This is a genomic window from Proteus sp. LHD240705 (assembly GCF_047921555.1).
In the GTDB taxonomy this organism is placed as follows: Bacteria; Pseudomonadota; Gammaproteobacteria; order Enterobacterales; family Enterobacteriaceae; genus Proteus.
On sequence record NZ_JBLRMI010000006.1, the window covers coordinates 42,366 to 61,381 of the forward strand.

The following is a 19,016-nucleotide window of genomic DNA, read 5'->3' on the forward strand; positions in this document are numbered from 1 at the left end:
TCATTATATTGTTAATAATTATAATTATTTGTTAACCATTTCTTAGAACAACAATATCCATAGATACAATATGGTTACTTTAACCATTTTTTTTCATAGAAAATCATCATTTAATGAGCTAGAGATGAAAACCTTGCGTTTATTATCAATTGATAAATAATAAGATATTTAGAATGGGATAAATTTTTAATAGAAAAAGCAATTGTTTAAATAATTAACATTTTGATACAAATGACGAGGAGGGCTGTAAAATATTGTTTACAAAACAAGCAAAATCTATCGCACAATTGCATAAAATAAAAAGATGATCTGACTATCTAATAGCCTTATTTTTACAAAATAAGTAACTTTACCTAGTAACTGGTTTATGGGTCAGTTAGTAGACGAATATACTTTTTGGAAAATACGTAGAAAAGAGGATATTCGAGTTCGAAATAAAACTGGGGTAAGTACAAATTCTCAATAAAAAAAGCCAGAGGGTTAACTCTAGCTTTTTACATAATAATAAAAATACGCTTAAGCGATAAAATGAAAATAGCTTATCTCATCGTAACAAATTCTTCTGCTGCAGTTGGGTGGATTGCCACAGTATCATCAAAGTCTTTTTTCGTTGCGCCCATTTTCAGAGCCACAGCAAAACCTTGTAGCATTTCATCCATACCAAACCCAATACCATGAATACCAACAATTTTTTCGTCTGCACCAACACAAACTAACTTCATACGACACGGTTGGCGATGACGAGTCACAGCACTATACATTGCTGTGAAAGACGATTTGTACACTTTAACTTGATCAGCACCGTACTGCTCAACCGCTTGAGGCTCTGTTAAACCAACAGTACCAATAGCTGGATGACTAAATACCACTGTTGGGATATTTGAATAGTCTAAATGTTCGTTAGGTTTGTTGTTAAATAAACGCTCTGACAAACGACGCCCTGCGGCAACAGCAACAGGCGTTAATTCAACTGCACCTGTATTATCGCCAACAGCATAAATTCCTTTTACATTGGTATTTTGGAATTTATCGACTTTGATATAGCCTTTTTCATTTAACTCGACACCCGTTACCGCCAGATTCAGGTTATCCGTTGCTGGCTCACGACCAATTGCCCAGATTAATGTATCAACTGTCTGCTCTGTGCCGTTTTCCAGTTGTAACGTTAAACTTCCATCCGCATTCTTAATTACAGCTTTAGGAATAGCGTGTGTATGTAATTTAGGCCCTTCGGTTTCCATCACTTCTAACAGTGTTTCAACGATTAATGGGTCAAAATTACGCAGTGGCGCATGTTTACGCACAAATAGGTGCGTTTCACTACCTAAAGCATTTAACACACCGGCAAGTTCAACAGCGATATAACCAGCACCAACAACAGCAACACGTTTTGGTAAGGCTTTTAATTCAAAAAAGCCATCAGAATTAATACCATACTCAGCACCTGGAATATTAGGTTGAACAGGACGACCGCCTGTTGCAATCAGAATATTATCAGCCGTGATCTTTTCGCCATTAACTTCAATCGTATTGGCATCAACAAAACGAGCAAACCCTTGGATAACATCAACTTTGTTATTACCTAAGACACGGTCATAAGATTGATGAATACGGTCAATATAAGCAGAACGGCTACTAATTAGCGTATCCCAATCAAAACGGTTCACTGTGGTATCAAAACCATAATCAGGACCGTATTGATGAATAGCTTCAGCAATTTGCGCTGCATGCCACATCACTTTTTTAGGTACACAACCCACGTTAACACAAGTGCCACCTAACGCTTTCGCTTCAATTAATGCACATTTTTGGCCATACATTGCCGCTCTATTAATTGATGCAATACCGCCACTACCGCCACCGATGGCGATGTAATCGTAATGTTTGCTCGTCATTTCTCTGATCCATTTATCTGTAGAAAAATAGGTAACTCACAGGCTAAGTCTTTCATATCATGATGTCTATTATGACAAAATTTAAAACATAGCACGTCAGATTTTAGCTTTTACAGTAATAGGCAAAAACAATAATAAAGATGCTTATTCTGGTACAACCCACTCAACTAATGTATGTCCAATACCCTCAGGAACTAAGGTTTTATGTAACCAAGGGAGTATTGATTTCATTTGTGATTCTAATTTCCAAGGTGGATTAATCACAATCATGCCTGATGCAGTCATCCCTAGTTGATCACTATCGGGTTTTACTGCTAATTCAATTTGTAAAATCTTACGGATCCCTGTTGCTTCAAGCTCTTTTAACATGCGTTTGATTTGCTGACGGTGAACAACGGGATACCAAATCGCATAAGTTCCTGTCGCAAAGCGCTTATGGCCTTCAACAACACCTTTAACAACAGCAGAATAGTCTTGTTTGAGTTCATAAGGTGGATCAATTAATGCGAATCCACGACGACTTGGCGGAGGTAACTTAGATTTTAATTGGCCAAAACCATCTTCACGAGAAACTCTAACTCGCTCGTCACGAGAGAATTCGGTACGTAATAAAGGAAAATCCGTTGGATGTAATTCTGTTAGCGCTAAGGAATCTTGTTCTCTTAGTAATTTGCTCGCTAATAGAGGTGATCCCGGATAATAACGCAGTTCCCCACTTGCGTTTAATTCTCCAACCGCTTCAAGGTAAGGCAAAATAAGCTCAGGCACTTCTTCTTGCTGCCATAAGCGTGCGATCCCTTCTAAATATTCGCCAGTGCGAGTCGCATGAGCATTGGTTAATTGATAACGTCCAGCGCCAGCATGAGTATCAAGATAAAGAAAAGGTTTCTCTTTCTCTTTTAAAGACTCAATGATGAGTGTTTGAACAATATGTTTTAAAACATCGGCGTGGTTGCCAGCATGGAAACTATGGCGATAGCTCAGCATTCTTTATCTTCCGTTAGAAATAAGTATAGCTTAGTAATTAATTTACTCAGAAATAGTGATTAAACTCAGTGTATCAGAAAAAGCCGAACTTCTTCATTGAAAGCGAAAGAAACGTTGTGTCTTAGTATTCAGCCGTTATGATAAGCCCATATTTCACTTAAGTTTAAATAGGATAGAAAGATGAAAAAATTACTTTTTACTGCCATAACCTTAAGCTTACTCGCAAGTAATGCTTATGCCGATAGATCAACCAATGGTTGTGAAATAAAAAAACAGAATATCCAAAAGCAGATGGAATATGCAAAAGCACATGGTAATCAATATCGTATCCAAGGCTTGGAGCGAGCATTACAAAATGTTGAACGCTATTGCACACCTGAAAAAGTGGTTGAAAACACACGCCTTGAATTACGTGAAAAACAACTTGACGTTAAAGAGCGTGAGCTCGAATTAAAAGAAGCACAACTTAAAGGTGATGCAGATAAAATTGCTAAACAAGAAAGAAAGCTAGCTGAAGAAAAAGCTGATTTAAAAGCAATTGAAGAAGAATTAAATCTACTGACAAAGTAGTTATCATCAATAATTAATGCCTACTCCTTATTTGACTGTGAAATACAGACTAAAACAATAAGTGAGTAGCCATTCTCTTATTAAACTAAACTTAATTTCAGAATTGCTGTATTGGTTTTTTATCCTTTATTAAGTACAAGATTATCTACACCTTTTAATAGAGCATCATCTACACTTAAGCCAGAACAAACAAATACATCTCCTAAATCAGTGGCTAATTACAATAAGCATAAGGTGTGTAATAGAAATTAAGCTATGATATTTTTGAGTGAAAACTATAGTAGTAACATTAATTTATTGAAAATGGACTGATCTAATTAAAGAGGATATATGTCAGAAGAGCAGCAACAAAAAACAGTAAGTGAAAAAACTCAACTGACTCAGCCACTAAAAAAAGGGCTGGAAAAAGGGCTTCATGGTGGGAAAAAAGCCATTGGAATTGGGATAAAAATCAGTAACTTCATCACCAATATCCCTTTTATTGCACACCTTATTCGTGCAGCAGAACGTTTCACTGACAGAATGGGAAATCAGTTCGGCGCAGCTATTACTTACTTTTCATTTTTATCATTAATCCCAGTATTAATGCTTTCTTTTGCCTGTGCGGGTTTTGTTTTGGCCTCAAATCCAGATTTACTCGCTAAATTAATTACAGGTGTCGCAAATAGCATTGACGATCCAACGCTTGCATCCACAGTTCAACAAAGTATTGATACCGCAGTTCGCCAGCGTACAACCGTTGGTTTAACTGGTTTAGCAATTGCACTTTATTCTGGTGTTAATTGGGTGGGTAATTTACGCCAAGCCATTTTGGCTCAATCACGCCCCGTTTGGGAAAGAAATAAAGAAGAGCAAGAGAAAATCTATTTCCGCTACTTTCGCGACTTTTTAGCGCTAATTGGCTTACTTTTTGCGTTAATTGTCACTATTACGCTAACTTCTGTGGCAGGTTCAGCCCAAAGAATGATTGTTCACACATTGGGATTAGACGGTATTGAATGGCTAACGCCAGCATGGACAACCATCGGCTTAACTATTTCCATTACTGCAAACTATTTACTATTTTTATGGATATTGTGGATCTTACCTCGCCATCAACCAAAACGAATTTCGCTTATTAAAGGCACACTTATCGCTGCCATTGGTTTTGAAATATTGAAATCCGTTATGACATGGATGCTACCCAAAATCGCAAGCTCACCTTCAGGTGCCGCATTTGGTTCAGTGATAGGTTTAATGGCTTTCTTCTACTTTTTTGCCCGATTAACACTCTTTTGTGCCGCGTGGATCGCCACTGATGGCCCAAATATGCGCAAAGAACAGTTGTCTGAAACGCAATCAACATCTTAACTTTATGATAAAACTATATGGTTAATTCCCTGCATTAACCGCCTATAAATAACGTAATAAGGAAAAACAATGCCATACGTTAATATTAAAATTACACGCGAAGGTGCAACCGCAGAGCAAAAAGAGCAGCTCATTGCGGGAGCAACACAACTTTTGGTTGATGTATTAGGCAAAAATCCAGCAACCACGGTTGTGGTAATTGATGAAGTTGAAACAGATAACTGGGGAATAGGTGGTAAAACAGTAACAGAATTACGAGCAGCAACAAAAAGTAAATAAAAAATTTCTGCAATATAATAAAGGGTGCAAAGTACACCCTTTTTGCTGATTTATTTTCCTGACAGATAAGGAAGTAACTATGGTTCAATCAATGACTGATGCTTTTCATGCCTTACCTTCAGCAAGTGCTATCTATATTACAGGTGCAGGCATTCAGTACCCTTTTGGTATGGCGCACGGATTTGCCGATGAAAGTACCCAGAAAAAATTAACTGTAGATACACCTTTTCGAATCGCTAGTAATACAAAAACCTTTCTCGCAGCCGCTTTTTTACGTTTATGGGAACAAGATGCTCTATCCCTTGATGATGATATAACTAAATATTTAAGTGCTCATTATCAACAGACATTATTAGAGCTAGGGTATGATCTTAAAGCCATTACACTACGCCATTTATTAAGCCATAGCAGTGGTTTATTCGATCATGCAAATGAAGCTTATCTTGAAGATGTGATTAAAGATCCCTCTCATAAATGGACACGAGAAGAACAAATAGCGCGCTATGCTCAACAAGGCTTTCCCATTATTCCAGCTGGAAAACGCTTCATTTATTCAGATACAGGATACATCTTGTTAGGTGATATCCTCTCTCAGTTTATGAGAAAAAATATGGCCACCAGCGTTCGTGAATTATTGCATTTCCAAGACTTAGATTTACCACAAACGTGGTGGGAAGATTTAGAACTACAACCTAAGCATCCTAAAGCGCGTGCTAGACAGTTTACAGGTGAGCACGAAGGTACTCATATTGATGCTTCAATGGATGCTTTTGGCGGTGGCGGGCTTGTGATGACAACCCTTGAGTTAGCTAAATTTACAGCTGACCTCTTCGAAGATAGAGTTTACTTGCATCCATCAACCTTAAAAGAGATGAAATGGCAAGGATCACATACAGGTGCTGCAAATTATCGTTTAGGTTTAATGGCCGAAGAAACTGACCTAGGCACACTTTACTATCATCTTGGTTATTGGGGGTCAGTAGCTTATTACTTACCTGAAAAACAAATTGCTATTGCCGGTTTTACAACCCAAAAAAATAACCGTGAAGATCTGATAACCATTGTTAAAGAAGCATTTAAACGCCTTTAAAATCAAAAATCAAAAATCAAAAAGCCAAAAATGTATCAATAACACTTTTGGCTTTTTGTTTATTTTACGGCTGATAAATTTCTAATATCAGCCTATCTCTGTTTTATTACGGTTTCTTCGTCGGTGTTGTGGCTACCGCTGGAGTTGTTACAGCCGGAGTTTCAATTGCTTTATTTGGTGTAGTATTAGTTGCAACAGGCGCAGGTGTATTTGCCGTTTCTGGATGAACTTGCTTTTCAAATTGAATACGCAATTCACCTAAATTCACCGTTGGTGTTTCACCACTTTGCGTTAATACAAAAGTAATATCTTCAGATAAAACTCTTGAAAGCTCCTGATTTAATGTCTCTTTTGTTAAACCAGCTAAAAATGCTTGGCGTAAACGCTGATATTGTTCAGGTGGAATATCAATAATATTGCTTTGTTGTGATAACAGACGCTGATTAATTAAAATTGCCGTACTGGTTTTTGCATAACGGGCAAACAACTGAGTTAATTGAAGTTGTTTTTCTTGTTGAAGCTCTTGGTATAGTTCATCACTAATACCTTGATTACGTAAACGACCTAACTCTTCTCCCACCCATGATGCTAATGCAGGAATATGAGCCGTTGCGGTATCAATATTTAAAGAACAACTTGCACGCTGATATTGTACCCGGCAATCAATGTTAATTTGAGTACTGTCGTTTTCCTTACGTTGTTCAAGGCTACGACCCAAATGCACAAAAATGACTTCACGAGCTAAATCACTTAACCAATATTTATTTAATGTGTCAGAGTCTTTTACTGGCGACCAGTCTAAATCCCAAATTAAAGCAATTTGGTCTTTTGCACGCATAGGCTCTTGCACATATAACGTTTCAGGTTTCATATCGGCAAGAACAGGCACTGGAACAGGTGTTACACGCTTTCCTGATAGAGTTGAAAATGCCTGATTAATACTTTCAGTCAATACTCGATTATCAACATTACCTGCAACATAAAGTGTCATCATATCTGGGGTATACCAACGTTGTTGGTAATCTGACAGCTCTTTAGTATTTACAGATTGATTAACCGGTTTTCCTGGATTGTGGCCTTTTAGATTTGAGCCTTCAAGGCGTGAGCGCCAAATAGGATCTTCAATATTGAGAGGAAATGTTGCAATAGGAAGCGGTGATTGAACCGCATTACGAACCGCATCTTCGGTATATTCAGCAGGTTTAGCAATACCTGCTAATAATGCAAAAGCATCCTTTAATAGCTCAGGCTGGTTGTTCGGTAAACTTAGATTATAAACAGTAAAATCGTATGAAACGATCATTGGAGGTAACGGATAGTCAGGATCTAACGCATTTTTCCATAGATTATCGCGTTTCTCTGGCGTTAAGCCTGTATTTTCCAAAACGTTGAGTTTGGACACTAAGGATGAAAAACCCGTTTCACTACTTTTTTCTGATAAAGAACCTGTATTGACTAATAAACGGATCTGTATTCTATCATTTGGGCGTTGCGGTGTTTGTAAGATTTGCCACTGAAAACCATTTGCTAGTCGCCCTTCTTGCCAAGCCGGATCAGGCTGCAAAGCTTCCGCTTGAACTTGGCAAATAACAGCGCCGAACATAACGCTTCCCAATAAAATTCGTGTCATTACACCCTGCATGTGAACCTCTGTTGTATTAATCCTTGGTATTAAACCACTTATGAGGTTTAACAATAAGTGCCAAAAGACATGTTAGATGTTGGATGTCTATTTTTTGTATTATCATCTTTATCACCACAGAAACATGAAATGAAATCACTATAGTGATTAGACTCATTATGGCGTAAGAAGGTTCAGACCTTCGGCAATTTTTGATCAGATTTTTGATGATTATATCCTTTAACCAGCAAACCAATCTCATCATCACAATGTGATTTTGGACAAGATAACGCTGAAACTTGGCTATCTTTATTGAGGGTGACGGCGATTTGGCGTAAAGGTTTTACAACAATACGATTAATACACCAGCTAATAGCAACCGTCAGAATAAGCCCCATCAACAGATATGTTGTTAGCATCAAGGCAACAGTATTACTGGCAAAACGATAAAAACGATTTGTGTCAGCCTGTAAAATGAGATGACCACTATAGGACTTATCATCTGTTGAAGTAATACCTAATGGCTGTAAAGGAATAACAGCTTCAACGGGAATACCAAAAAGCCAACTTGAGAATTCAGAGACTTCTTTCTTAGGTGCGAAATCTAAACTCATCACTTGTACATTTTCGGGTTGCATGACAATCGCTTTACCTAAAATACCCGTCGCTTTTAGTGTAACAATCTGTTGTTTAGCATCGTTCAAATCTGATCGTAACAATGCATCAGCGAGTGGTTGCTGGATACTTACACCAGCATTAAAAAGCTGATTTTGATAATCTTCACGGCGTTGATCTATCAAATAAACAAGTTGAATACTGATAAAAATAGCAATAGTCACCAACGTAACGCCCGCAACAGCGGCCATCTGTTTTATTGTTAATGAATGTTTAAGATGAGGTTTCATCGTTGCTATTTCCAATATACATGTCTGATCAGAGCGATTATACTGTATTTTTGTGATTATGTATCACTCTCAATAAAGAAAATAGCGTTATAAAAAGCGCTTATCCATTAAAATGAAAGTAGATAAATATATAACTATTATTATTTGAGTATAGTTATAAGATAAAAATAGTAAAATAAAAATTAAATATTATTTTTTCTTGGTTATCTACAATAAATCTACTTTATTTTAATAAAAAGATACAATTCACTAAAAAATATAAAATTAAATGCCATTAAAACCTTAACTTCAAGTTAAAGTGCAATGCTAACCGCAGTATATTTCTTAGTAAAAAATATTATTTTCCTTTAATATCATTGAAGTTTATATTTTAAAAAACTCATATAAATATAATATTTGATATCTATAAAATCATTATTAGATTATTTAGTTAAGATTAATTAAATATTATTAATAAAAAAAATAAGAACAATATAAATCAGTATATTGTTCTTATTTTATGAGATAAATTTATTTTATTTAAACTATCGCGTTATCTTGCTCCACCGCAAAACAAGCAATAAGCTGACCATTATACTCTTTTAATGTTGGCTGTAATTGACTACATGGCCCAAATGCACGACGGCAACGAGCAGCGAAAGCACAACCCGGTGGCGGATTTAATGGGCTCGGTAATTCTCCCGTTAATTTAATACGCTCTCGTCTTAATTCAGGTGTCAATCTTGGTGTGGCTGATAATAATGCCTGTGTATAAGGATGTTGTGGATTTTCAAAAATTTGAGCTTTTGTTCCTTTTTCTACACAACGCCCTAAATACATTACAATAACTTCATCTGCAATATGCTCAACAACCGAGAGATCATGAGAAATAAAAACATAAGAGAGCCCCATATCTTGTTGTAGATCCATCATCAAATTCAGTACTTGGGCACGAACGGATACATCCAGCGCAGAAACAGGCTCATCGGCTACCACAATGTCTGGATCAAGCATCAAGCCTCGTGCAATAGCAATACGCTGACGTTGACCACCAGAAAACATATGAGGATATCGGCTATAGTGCTCTGTTTTTAACCCCACTTTTGCCATCATTGATAATACTTTTTCTTTACGCTCAGAGGCATTCAGTGTTGTATTAATCAATAAAGGCTCTTCTAAAATTTGCCCTACTTTTTTACGCGGATTCAATGATCCATAAGGATTTTGAAACACAATTTGGATCTTTTGGCGACGTAGCTTCTCAGCCGATTTATCTTTAATTAACAGATTTTGCCCACGATAAGCAAGCTCGCCTGAAGTAGGAACCTCAATCATCGTGAGTAATCGACCTAATGTGGATTTACCGCATCCTGACTCACCAACAACAGCCAAAGTTTTACCACGTTCTAACTCAAAAGAGACACCATCAAGGGCTTTAACTGTTCTCTCTTTTGAAAAAAACCCGCCTTTTACGCTGTAATACTTCGCTAAATTAACCGCTTTTAATAAAGGAGTTGATACATTTGGATTAACTTCAGCCATGGGTAGGTTCCCCTGCATTATCTAACGGTGTATGACACTTCACACGATGCGTTCCTAGTTCTCTTAATTCAGGCTCAACCTTATAACATTCATCATGAGCATATGGGCAACGAGGATTGAGTAAGCAACCTGTTGGTCGATCATAGCGCCCTGGTACAATGCCCGGTAGCGATGCTAGTCGCGCTTTATTACTCGCGAACTCAGGGAGTGCTCTTAATAATGCTTGAGTATAAGGATGACGAGGCGCTTTAAAAATTTCTGATGATTTTCCAGATTCCACCACTTGCCCCGCATACATCACAATAATGGTGTCTGCGGCTTCTGCCACTAATGCAAGATCATGGGTAATCAACACTAGCGCCATATTTTCTTGTTTTTGTAAATCGAGCAAAAGCTCTATGATTTGAGCCTGAATAGTCACATCCAGTGCTGTGGTAGGTTCATCTGCAATCAATAATTTAGGGCGACAAGCGATCGCCATTGCGATCATCACACGCTGGCTCATTCCCCCTGAAAGCTGGTGTGGATAGACATCTAAACGAGAAGCGGGATCAGGAATACCCACCAGCGTCAAGAGATCGATAGCACGTTGTTTACGTGTTTTACGACTTCCTCCCTGATGGACTTTTAATGCTTCCATAATTTGATAGCCAACCGTAAAACAAGGATTCAAGCTTGTCATCGGATCTTGGAAAATCATTGCAACCTCTGCACCCACCAAATTTCGTCGCTCTGATTCAGAGATTTTCATCAGATCTCTGCCATCAAAATAAAGCTCTTGTGCTGTCACTCGTCCTGGAAAATCAATAAGTCCCATAATTGCCAATGAACTGACTGATTTACCAGAGCCAGACTCACCGACAATACCCACAACTTGCCCTTCTTCAACCTGATAGCTTATTCGGTCTACCGCTTTAAACGGAGTATCTTCATCACCAAAGTGAACAGATAATTGATTAATATTTAGTAATGCCATGTTCTTACTCCGTTACTGCTTTAATTTCGGATCAAGTGCATCTCGTAAACCATCACCCATTAAGTTAAAGGCTAATACGGTAAACAAAATAGCAAGACCAGGAAACGTCACAACCCACCACGCACTCTGTGTAAACTGCAATACATCAGATAACATGGTTCCCCATTCAGGTGTCGGTGGCTGCGCGCCCATTCCTAAAAAGCCTAATGCTGCCATATCTAAGATGGCATTAGAAAAACCTAAAGAGGCTTGAACAATTAAAGGGGCAAGACAGTTAGGTAAGATATTGATAAACATTTGACGCATTGAGCCCGCCCCCGCAACACGAGAAGCAATAACGTAATCGCGGTTAACTTCAATTAAAACAGCGGCTCGCGTTAATCGAACATAGTGAGGTAAAGCAACAAAGGTCAGTGCGATAGAAGCATTAACAATAGAAGGACCAAAAATAGCCACCAACACTAATGCCAATAATAAACTTGGTAATGCCAACATGATATCGACGACACGCATAATGCCGATATCCACAAGACCACCGAAATAACCCGCGGCCAATCCTAGAATAATTCCTAAGATAAGTGATAGCACGACAACAATACAGCCCACCAATAATGAAAGTCGAGCACCAAACATTAAGCGAGAAAGAATATCGCGACCAACATCATCAGTACCGAGAATAAATTGCCAGCTTCCCCCTTCTTGCCAAACAGGAGGCACTAATAAGAAATCACGAAATTGCTCATTAGGGGCATGAGGTGCAAGAAAGCCCGCTAGTAATGCAATAAGCAACATAATTACAATATAGATTAACCCAACAACAGCACCTTTATTTTGTTTAAAGTAGTGCCAAAATTCTTGGAAGGGCGTCATGGGAGCCGGTGCACTGATGACCGGTGTTACTTTATTTTCAGTCATTATGCATTCCTTATTTTTTATGGCGAATACGAGGATTCACAATGCCATAAAGAACATCAACCAACAGATTGACAAAGATAATCATCGTTGCAATTAAAAGCACACCACCTTGAACAACTGGGTAATCGCGTCGCTGTAAGGCATCAATCAACCAGCGTCCTAATCCCGGCCATGAGAAAATAGTTTCTGTTAAAATTGCACCAGCCAGCATTGTTCCAACTTGTAATCCAATAACGGTGACAACAGGCAACATCGCATTGCGTAATGCGTGGATAAGAATGACGCGAACACGGCTCAAACCTTTTGCTCTAGCAGTACGAATATAATCTTCGCCTAATACTTCAAGCATCGAAGAACGCGTCATACGCACGATAACAGCTAAAGGAATGGTTCCTAATACAATAGCAGGTAAAATGATGTGGTGAACTGCATCTAAGAAATCCCCTTCCTCCCCCCAAATAAAGGTATCAATCAGCATAAATCCAGTGAGTGGGTTGCTGTCATCTAAAAAGACACTATCAGCCAAGCGCCCAGAGACTGGGGTTAGGTCTAATTTTACAGACACTAGCATGATTAACATGATCCCCCACCAGAAAATTGGCATGGAGTAACCTGCTAATGACACACTAATCGCGGTATGATCAAAAATAGAACCACGTTTTACCGCAGCCAAAACACCAACAGGGATCCCAACTGAAACCGCAAAAATCATGGCGCAAACGCCAAGTTCTAAAGTAGCTTTAAAGCGAGGTAAAAATTCATCCCATACAGGAATGCGGCTTTTTAATGAGATACCTAAATCACCGTGGAGAATACCATTTAGATAATTGAGATATTGTTGCCATAAAGGCTTATCCAGTCCCAATTCAGCCATTAAATAAGCATGTCGTTCTGGAGAAAGTCCACGCTCACCCGCCATAATCATTACCGGATCACCGGGAATAAGATGAACGAAAATAAACGTCAGTAATGTAATTCCGATAAACGTAGGGATCACAAGTCCCAAACGTTGAAGGATAAATTGCAGCATATCCTAATTCTCTTTTCAAACATCAGCTAAAAGATAGCGCTGATAAATCAGGGGAAAGTCCCCTGCGCCCACAGTGTACTGAATGTATTCGTTATTATTGAATAGCGGTGCCTTTCATAAAGAAAGACACCGTACTTAAGACAACCCAACGATTAGGTATTGCTATTATTTAAGAGAGACATTCTCGAAGTGATGTTTACCTAATGGGTCAACCACGTAGTTTTCTACTTTTTTACTCACAGGCTCATAAACAGTCGAGTGAGCAATAATCAGAGCAGGCGCTTGATCATGCATAACAACTTGAGCTTGTTTGTAGAGTTCAACACGTTTTTCGTGATCAGCGGCTACTCGTGCAGGCTGGATCAGATCTTCAAATGGCTTATAGCACCATTTTGAATAGTTCGATCCTTGCTCTTTTGCCGCACAACTAAATAGCGTAGCGAAGAAGTTATCAGGGTCCCCGTTATCACCAGTCCAACCCATCATGACTGCTTGGTGTTCGCCAGATTTAGCGCGCTTGAGATATTCGCCCCACTCGTAACTTACAATTTTGGTTTTAACGCCAATTTTTTCCCAATCCGCTTGTACCATTTCAGCCATACGGCGGGCATTTGGGTTATAAGGACGCTGTACTGGCATTGCCCATAAATCGATAGTAAAACCATCTGCAAGACCAGCTTCTTTTAGCAATGCTTTCGCTTTTTCAGGGTTATATTCGTAATCAACGATGTCATCGTTATAACCCCACATTGTAGGAGGGATGAGGTTTTTCGCCTTCTGACCTGCACCTTGATAAACCGCTTCAATAATGGCGTCTTTATTCACCGCCATACTTAATGCTTGGCGAACTTTTTGGTTATCCAATGGTTTTTTCTCAACGTTAAAAGAGATATAACCCACGTTTAAGCCTGGTTGTTCTAATAGATTGATATCGCTATTTTGTTTCATCTTCGCAATATCAGCAGGATTTGGGAAAGGCATTGCCTGACACTCACCTTTTTGCAGTTTTGCATATCGTACAGAGGCATCAGGTGTGATAGAGAAGACTAAACGGTCAATATCTGGTTTTTTACCCCAATATTGGTCATTGGCTTTATAAAGAATACGAGAATCTTTTTGATATTGCTGTAATTGAAAAGGCCCTGTACCGATAGGATCTAGATCTACTTTCTCAGGTGTACCTGCTTTCATCATATTATCCGCATATTCAGCAGATAATATGGATGCAAAGTCCATTGCCATATCAGCAATAAAAGGTGCTTCTGAACGAGTTAAAACAAAACGAACGGTATGATCATCAACTTTCTCGATTTTCTCGATCATGTTGTTCATATCCATGCCGGAGAAGTATTCATAACTTCCGCCAGAGACTTTATGGTAAGGATGTTTTGGATCCATTTGACGCATAAACGTGTACATCACGTCATCCGCATTAAATTCACGCGTTGGCTTAAAGGTTTTACTACTATGCCAATTCACGCCTTTACGTAAATGAAAGGTATACACTTTGCCATCATCGCTTACATCCCAGCTTTCAGCTAAGCCCGGAATAATTTCTGTTGTACCCAGTTTAAATTCAACTAAACGGTCATAGATAGGCACTGAACTTGCGTCGTAGGTTGTTCCAGAGGTAAATAACTGAGGGTTAAATCCTTCAGGCGAACCTTCAGAGCAATACACCAATGTTTTGGCCTGCACACCCGCAGAAACAGCTAATGCGAGCAATCCAATTGTAGCGGTCAAAATTCCTGTCTGTTTTTTGGAGCTTTTCATCATTACTCTCCGAAATTGTTCTGTTGTGTTTTGGTTTCCTGTTTAAAAACGGAATACCTTTTTATTTTGTCATTGTTCAATTAACCAACTGTATTCCCTTACGTCAATAAGGTGTTAGAAGGTAAAAAGAACCTGTTATAAACACAAATGAAACAAATATCGAACAAACTCAGAATAAAAAAATAAGTCTCTGACTAATATCTAGTCAATAAAACCACACATTAAGAAATCCTTAAGTGAAATGACTATTTTAAAAAAAGCCATAATTTGTGATTAACCGCTTAAATATTGAACGAATATTTTGAAATGAAACAAAGAACTTGGTGCTTTATTCTGTTATGGAAGAAAAATAATCACCTTGCTAGACGATCCTGATTTTAGTTTTAATCAGGCAAATAGAGTGAAAAGTATCAATTTTTGGCTCTTAACAAACCACTTAACTAGATAAGCCGATTAGATTCAGTCTGTTATTAATGATTTTCATGCTTTTATAGTGAAAAATTTATGTTCGTTCAACATTCTCAGACGTTCCATCCTCAATAAAAAGAGAGTTGAACGAAAAACTGAGAGGTTTCTTTAGATTATTAATAGGGTTTTTATAAAATCATTTAAGGATAAAACAACTTTATTGAGCTGGATAAATCCAAAGCTATTTCTAGCCAATATTTCTCTTAATTTGGAAAATATTTCCACGGTTCTCTGCTTCTGAGCAGAATGCGTGTTTGGAATGCAAGATAGAGATGAGATAGAAGTGAGATGATCGAGAGAAAACACCATTTATGGCGAAATCAAAAATAAGAGCAAGGTATTTTGGTAAGACTAAAACGACAAAACCCCGCTTTAAAAGCGGGGTTTCTTAATATGGTCGGCGAGAGAGGATTCGAACCTCCGACCCACTGGTCCCAAACCAGTTGCGCTACCAGGCTGCGCTACTCGCCGAAAACGAGGTGCATCTTACTGCCAGAAACCCACTCCGTCAATACTTTTTTAGTATCTCCTGACTGTTCGTATGGTTTTCAACCAAAACGGTTGATTTTTAACTTTTTTATCATAAAAACGAGGTGAGTTTTAGCTTTATTGTAACAAGCTCACCTTTCTTTCCTCGTTTTACTATGGCTTTCTTTACGTTGTCCATAAAACATGAAAAAAAATAACAAATTTATTCTTAATTATTGTCGTCTAATTAGTGTGCTTTTTATATAATTACCTTATGTCAAATAAGGTAGGTAGTTTAGAGAATGAAACAATGTTGGTGGGGTGTCGCACTACTTTTATTGTCAACCACACTTCCAGCTCAAGCATCTACAGCTCATGCTTGCCGAGTGTACTTTAAAGAAGCGGATAAATTTATTCAGTACATTTCTCAAAGAGAAGATCTAAAACATAATATACCGGAGATTAAGGCTAACTTCGAGCAAAGCAAAAAGCAGATAATGACAGCGCCTTTGGCAAACCAAAAAGTAATATGTGACAAGGAAATGCAAGAGCTTAATAGTTTGAATAAGATGTTTGGCCCTAAAGAAGAAACAGTGCTAAATAAATAATTAAATAAACAGATAATGACTAAATATAACTACTTATTTATTATTTAGTCATTAACTTGATATTAATTCTTATTTTCATGACGATTATTCACAGTTGTGCTTTCCAATCTTTTTATGCGCTCTTTAGGTGAATTATCACTTTTATCATCACCCTGAGTATAATAATCATAAGGTAATAATAAAGTATCTAATACGGCACTAAAAGGGAGATCGAGAATAACCAATGGTTTCATTGCCCATCCAGTTTCATCATCTTTTAGCATTGTCATGTTATTTTTTGTCCCTGAATAAAGTTCTTTATTCGGGCCTGCATGAGTCATAACACTTGAGCAACCTGTCAGTAATGTCGTCAAAAATGTGACTAATGTTAAATTTTTACTTGTCATTCTGAATATCATAGGGCACCTATAAAACGAGATTTGTAGTCAACGCTTTTTATCATATAGTTAAACCTGTTTTCTCTTATAGGACAAGAGAAAGATGATATAAAAAAGCTTAATTTTTCAGTCATTAAATAAATAATTCTAGTATAAGAAAGTTTCACTTTATCCAATAAAAAAAAGCATAATAATATTATTAATTATTATGTTTCGATGATATTAAAATTCAACCTTCATTATTTTAAATAAATACTTTCACTCTATATTTATCTTTCTTGTTTTTTTGATCTCTATATATGTTGAATCTGTGCGATAAGACACAGCGACTTTCATCGTTTTTTGCCAAAATAGGTTTATCGTTTTAGCTCAAATTTTCTCATTTTTGTTTTTGGGTACAGGATCTTTTTTATGAGTGATATTGCATTAACAATGGTGATGTTGTCATTAGCAGGCGCTCTAGGTCTTTGGATTGGCAATATCAAAATTTATCGGGTCAGCCTAGGGATAGGTGGTGTTCTTTTCGGTGGAATTATTATTGGCCACTTTGCTCAACACTATAACTTATCTCTTAATGCACAGACCCTTCATTTTATTCAAGAATTTGGGCTTATTCTTTTCGTTTATACTATTGGTATCCAAGTCGGCCCTGGTTTTTTTTCCTCACTACGTGTTTCGGGCTTAAAACTAAACGCCTTTGCCATATTAATTATTCTTCTTGGCTCAATCATAACCGCGTCTATTTATCGTCTATTTGAGGTTCCTTTGCCTATTATTTTGGGTATTTTCTCGGGCGCTGTTACCAACACCCCTTCTTTAGGTGCAGGACAACAAATACTGACAGATCTACATGTTGACCCAACATCTGTGGGGCAAATGGGGATGGGCTATGCTATGGCTTATCCTATGGGGATCTGTGGCATTCTGCTAGTAATGTGGCTTATTCGTGTGTTCTTTAAAATCAACATTGATGAAGAAGCAAAAGCTTTTAGCAACCAACAACACAGCACTAAAGATGCACTACATACCATTAATATTGCGATTAAAAACCCCAATTTAGATGGCTTATTAATGCAAGATATTCCTCTGCTCAATGAGGACGCCATCGTCTGCTCCCGTTTAAAGCGTGGAGATAACATTATGGTACCTATGCCATCAACGATTATTCAGTTGGGAGATTTACTGCATATTGTGGGTTCAAAAGAAGATCTCAATAAAGTACGCCTAGTACTTGGTGAAGAGGTCGATGCTTCACTTTCAACATCAACAAATTTACTGCAATCAGTGCGGGTCGTTGTAACGAATGATTCTGTACTCAGTAAGCGTTTAAAAGATCTGGATCTGAAAAGAAAATACGATGTTGTAGTGACTCGATTGAACCGCGCAGGTATCGAACTTATTCCAAGCAATAATAGTATGTTGCAATTCGGGGATATTCTTAATGTCGTTGGACGTCCTGAATCTATTGAAGCTATTACAGTCCTGTTAGGTAACGCTCGTCAGAAATTAGAACAAGTTCAAATGCTCCCTGTCTTTATTGGTATCGGCTTAGGGGTTTTACTTGGCTCTATTCCTATTTTTATTCCCGGCATTCCTGTGGCACTTAAACTGGGATTAGCCGGTGGTCCCCTTGTTGTTGCCTTAATTTTAGGGCGTATTGGTACATTTGGTAAGCTCTATTGGTTTATGCCTCCAAGTGCAAACTTGGCATTGCGAGAACTGGGTATTGTCATGTTTCTTGCGGTGGTAGGGCTAAACTCTGGCGGTGAATTTGTTGAAACGTTAATTAATGGTCAAGGCTTGAGTTGGATTGGCTACGGTATTTTGATTACATTATTACCGTTATTAATTGTTGGTGTGCTCGCCAGAGTCTTCTTTAAGCTTAATTATTTAAGTCTCTGCGGAATGTTAGCAGGCTCAATGACCGATCCCCCTGCATTAGCCTTCGCAAACTCAATTCATAGCTCAAGTGGAGCTGCCGCGCTTTCCTATGCCACAGTTTACCCTTTAGCCATGTTTTTACGCATCATAACACCACAATTGATGGCACTTATCATATGGACTTTGTAGTAAAAATAATAAATATATTAAATAGTTGAGCCAAGTTTGTTATCAAAATCCACATTTAGCTTAGCAGAGGGATAATTAAGGCAATGAATGGCTCTTATTTAAGCCATAGATTT

Annotated in this window: 16 protein-coding genes and 1 tRNA gene; 6 read left to right on the top strand and 11 right to left on the bottom strand. The window is 37.9% G+C overall.

Features of this window, described 5'->3' with window-relative positions:
* Positions 1-539: 539 nt before the first annotated feature.
* Both gorA and ACNART_RS12300 read right to left on the bottom strand, forming a co-directional pair.
* Entirely contained in the window at positions 540-1,895 is a 1,356-nt protein-coding gene (gorA, locus tag ACNART_RS12295) for a glutathione-disulfide reductase (RefSeq protein ID WP_099075969.1), read from the bottom strand.
* A gap of 144 nt (positions 1,896-2,039) precedes the next feature.
* On the bottom strand, positions 2,040-2,882 hold the full coding sequence (locus ACNART_RS12300) for a 23S rRNA (adenine(2030)-N(6))-methyltransferase RlmJ (RefSeq protein ID WP_109374314.1): 843 nt from the start codon (positions 2,880-2,882) through the stop codon (positions 2,040-2,042).
* 180 nt (positions 2,883-3,062) lie between these two features.
* On the opposite strand from ACNART_RS12300, the gene ACNART_RS12305 reads away from it, so the two are divergent.
* The 4 genes from ACNART_RS12305 to ACNART_RS12320 all read left to right on the top strand — a co-directional run bounded on the left by ACNART_RS12305 (position 3,063) and on the right by ACNART_RS12320 (position 6,171).
* Positions 3,063-3,452, top strand: coding sequence for a DUF1090 domain-containing protein (locus ACNART_RS12305; RefSeq protein WP_198620057.1), 390 nt, complete (start codon positions 3,063-3,065; stop codon positions 3,450-3,452).
* Positions 3,453-3,782: 330 nt separating this feature from the next.
* Positions 3,783-4,802 carry an inner membrane protein YhjD gene (gene yhjD / locus ACNART_RS12310; protein ID WP_196534050.1) on the top strand — a complete coding sequence of 340 codons (1,020 nt, stop codon included), beginning with the start codon at positions 3,783-3,785 and terminating at the stop codon, positions 4,800-4,802.
* Positions 4,803-4,871: 69 nt separating this feature from the next.
* Positions 4,872-5,081 carry a 2-hydroxymuconate tautomerase family protein gene (locus ACNART_RS12315; protein ID WP_006534633.1) on the top strand — a complete coding sequence of 70 codons (210 nt, stop codon included), beginning with the start codon at positions 4,872-4,874 and terminating at the stop codon, positions 5,079-5,081.
* Between the two features lie 79 nt (positions 5,082-5,160).
* Positions 5,161-6,171 carry a serine hydrolase domain-containing protein gene (locus tag ACNART_RS12320; RefSeq protein WP_198620058.1) on the top strand — a complete coding sequence of 337 codons (1,011 nt, stop codon included), beginning with the start codon at positions 5,161-5,163 and terminating at the stop codon, positions 6,169-6,171.
* 106 nt (positions 6,172-6,277) lie between these two features.
* On the opposite strand, the gene ACNART_RS12325 is transcribed toward ACNART_RS12320, so the two are convergent.
* The 8 genes from ACNART_RS12325 to ACNART_RS12360 form a co-directional block, all read right to left on the bottom strand.
* The gene (locus tag ACNART_RS12325; RefSeq protein ID WP_368927568.1) at positions 6,278-7,813 is read right to left on the bottom strand and encodes an insulinase family protein; all 1,536 of its coding nucleotides are present in this window, start codon (positions 7,811-7,813) and stop codon (positions 6,278-6,280) included.
* Positions 7,814-7,986: 173 nt separating this feature from the next.
* Positions 7,987-8,697, bottom strand: coding sequence for a HAMP domain-containing protein (locus tag ACNART_RS12330; protein ID WP_196534052.1), 711 nt, complete (start codon positions 8,695-8,697; stop codon positions 7,987-7,989).
* A 519-nt stretch (positions 8,698-9,216) separates the two neighbouring features.
* Positions 9,217-10,218, bottom strand: a complete 1,002-nt coding sequence (gene dppF, locus ACNART_RS12335) for a dipeptide ABC transporter ATP-binding subunit DppF (RefSeq protein WP_368927566.1) — start codon at positions 10,216-10,218, stop codon at positions 9,217-9,219.
* Positions 10,211-11,194, bottom strand: a complete 984-nt coding sequence (gene dppD / locus ACNART_RS12340; RefSeq protein WP_368927564.1) for a dipeptide ABC transporter ATP-binding protein — start codon at positions 11,192-11,194, stop codon at positions 10,211-10,213. Before dppD ends, dppF begins: the two co-directional genes overlap by 8 nt.
* 12 nt (positions 11,195-11,206) lie before the next feature.
* Positions 11,207-12,109, bottom strand: coding sequence for a dipeptide ABC transporter permease DppC (gene dppC, locus ACNART_RS12345; protein WP_160230778.1), 903 nt, complete (start codon positions 12,107-12,109; stop codon positions 11,207-11,209).
* A gap of 10 nt (positions 12,110-12,119) precedes the next feature.
* Complete coding sequence (gene dppB, locus ACNART_RS12350; protein WP_198632405.1) at positions 12,120-13,139, bottom strand: dipeptide ABC transporter permease DppB; 1,020 nt, start codon at positions 13,137-13,139, stop codon at positions 12,120-12,122.
* A gap of 165 nt (positions 13,140-13,304) precedes the next feature.
* Complete coding sequence (dppA, locus tag ACNART_RS12355; protein WP_100159698.1) at positions 13,305-14,912, bottom strand: dipeptide ABC transporter periplasmic-binding protein DppA; 1,608 nt, start codon at positions 14,910-14,912, stop codon at positions 13,305-13,307.
* 862 nt (positions 14,913-15,774) lie between these two features.
* Positions 15,775-15,851, bottom strand: a tRNA-Pro gene (locus tag ACNART_RS12360).
* Positions 15,852-16,150: 299 nt separating this feature from the next.
* On the opposite strand from ACNART_RS12360, the gene ACNART_RS12365 reads away from it, so the two are divergent.
* Entirely contained in the window at positions 16,151-16,456 is a 306-nt protein-coding gene (locus tag ACNART_RS12365) for a DUF5339 family protein (RefSeq protein WP_198620060.1), read from the top strand.
* Positions 16,457-16,518: 62 nt separating this feature from the next.
* Here the strand turns inward: ACNART_RS12365 and ACNART_RS12370 are convergent, their stop codons facing one another.
* A complete protein-coding gene (locus ACNART_RS12370) occupies positions 16,519-16,842 on the bottom strand; it encodes a YceK/YidQ family lipoprotein (protein ID WP_198620061.1) in 324 nt (107 codons plus the stop codon).
* 402 nt (positions 16,843-17,244) lie between these two features.
* Between ACNART_RS12370 and ACNART_RS12375 the strand changes: the two genes are divergently transcribed.
* On the top strand, positions 17,245-18,903 hold the full coding sequence (locus tag ACNART_RS12375; RefSeq protein ID WP_368887932.1) for a putative transporter: 1,659 nt from the start codon (positions 17,245-17,247) through the stop codon (positions 18,901-18,903).
* Positions 18,904-19,016 lie beyond the last annotated feature (113 nt).

Bases quoted from the DNA above. Each gene is read 5' to 3' on its own strand.
- ACNART_RS12325 (WP_368927568.1), bottom strand. From the start codon at position 7,813: ATGCAGGGTGTAATGACACGAATTTTATTGGGAAGCGTTATGTTCGGC.
- ACNART_RS12330 (WP_196534052.1), bottom strand. From the start codon at position 8,697: ATGAAACCTCATCTTAAACATTCATTAACAATAAAACAGATGGCCGCT.
- dppF (WP_368927566.1), bottom strand. From the start codon at position 10,218: ATGGCTGAAGTTAATCCAAATGTATCAACTCCTTTATTAAAAGCGGTT.
- dppB (WP_198632405.1), bottom strand. From the start codon at position 13,139: ATGCTGCAATTTATCCTTCAACGTTTGGGACTTGTGATCCCTACGTTT.
- ACNART_RS12365 (WP_198620060.1), top strand. From the start codon at position 16,151: ATGAAACAATGTTGGTGGGGTGTCGCACTACTTTTATTGTCAACCACA.
- ACNART_RS12305 (WP_198620057.1), top strand. From the start codon at position 3,063: ATGAAAAAATTACTTTTTACTGCCATAACCTTAAGCTTACTCGCAAGT.
- dppC (WP_160230778.1), bottom strand. From the start codon at position 12,109: ATGACTGAAAATAAAGTAACACCGGTCATCAGTGCACCGGCTCCCATG.
- ACNART_RS12375 (WP_368887932.1), top strand. From the start codon at position 17,245: ATGAGTGATATTGCATTAACAATGGTGATGTTGTCATTAGCAGGCGCT.
- ACNART_RS12370 (WP_198620061.1), bottom strand. From the start codon at position 16,842: ATGACAAGTAAAAATTTAACATTAGTCACATTTTTGACGACATTACTG.
- ACNART_RS12315 (WP_006534633.1), top strand. From the start codon at position 4,872: ATGCCATACGTTAATATTAAAATTACACGCGAAGGTGCAACCGCAGAG.
- ACNART_RS12320 (WP_198620058.1), top strand. From the start codon at position 5,161: ATGGTTCAATCAATGACTGATGCTTTTCATGCCTTACCTTCAGCAAGT.
- gorA (WP_099075969.1), bottom strand. From the start codon at position 1,895: ATGACGAGCAAACATTACGATTACATCGCCATCGGTGGCGGTAGTGGC.
- dppD (WP_368927564.1), bottom strand. From the start codon at position 11,194: ATGGCATTACTAAATATTAATCAATTATCTGTTCACTTTGGTGATGAA.
- yhjD (WP_196534050.1), top strand. From the start codon at position 3,783: ATGTCAGAAGAGCAGCAACAAAAAACAGTAAGTGAAAAAACTCAACTG.
- dppA (WP_100159698.1), bottom strand. From the start codon at position 14,912: ATGAAAAGCTCCAAAAAACAGACAGGAATTTTGACCGCTACAATTGGA.
- ACNART_RS12300 (WP_109374314.1), bottom strand. From the start codon at position 2,882: ATGCTGAGCTATCGCCATAGTTTCCATGCTGGCAACCACGCCGATGTT.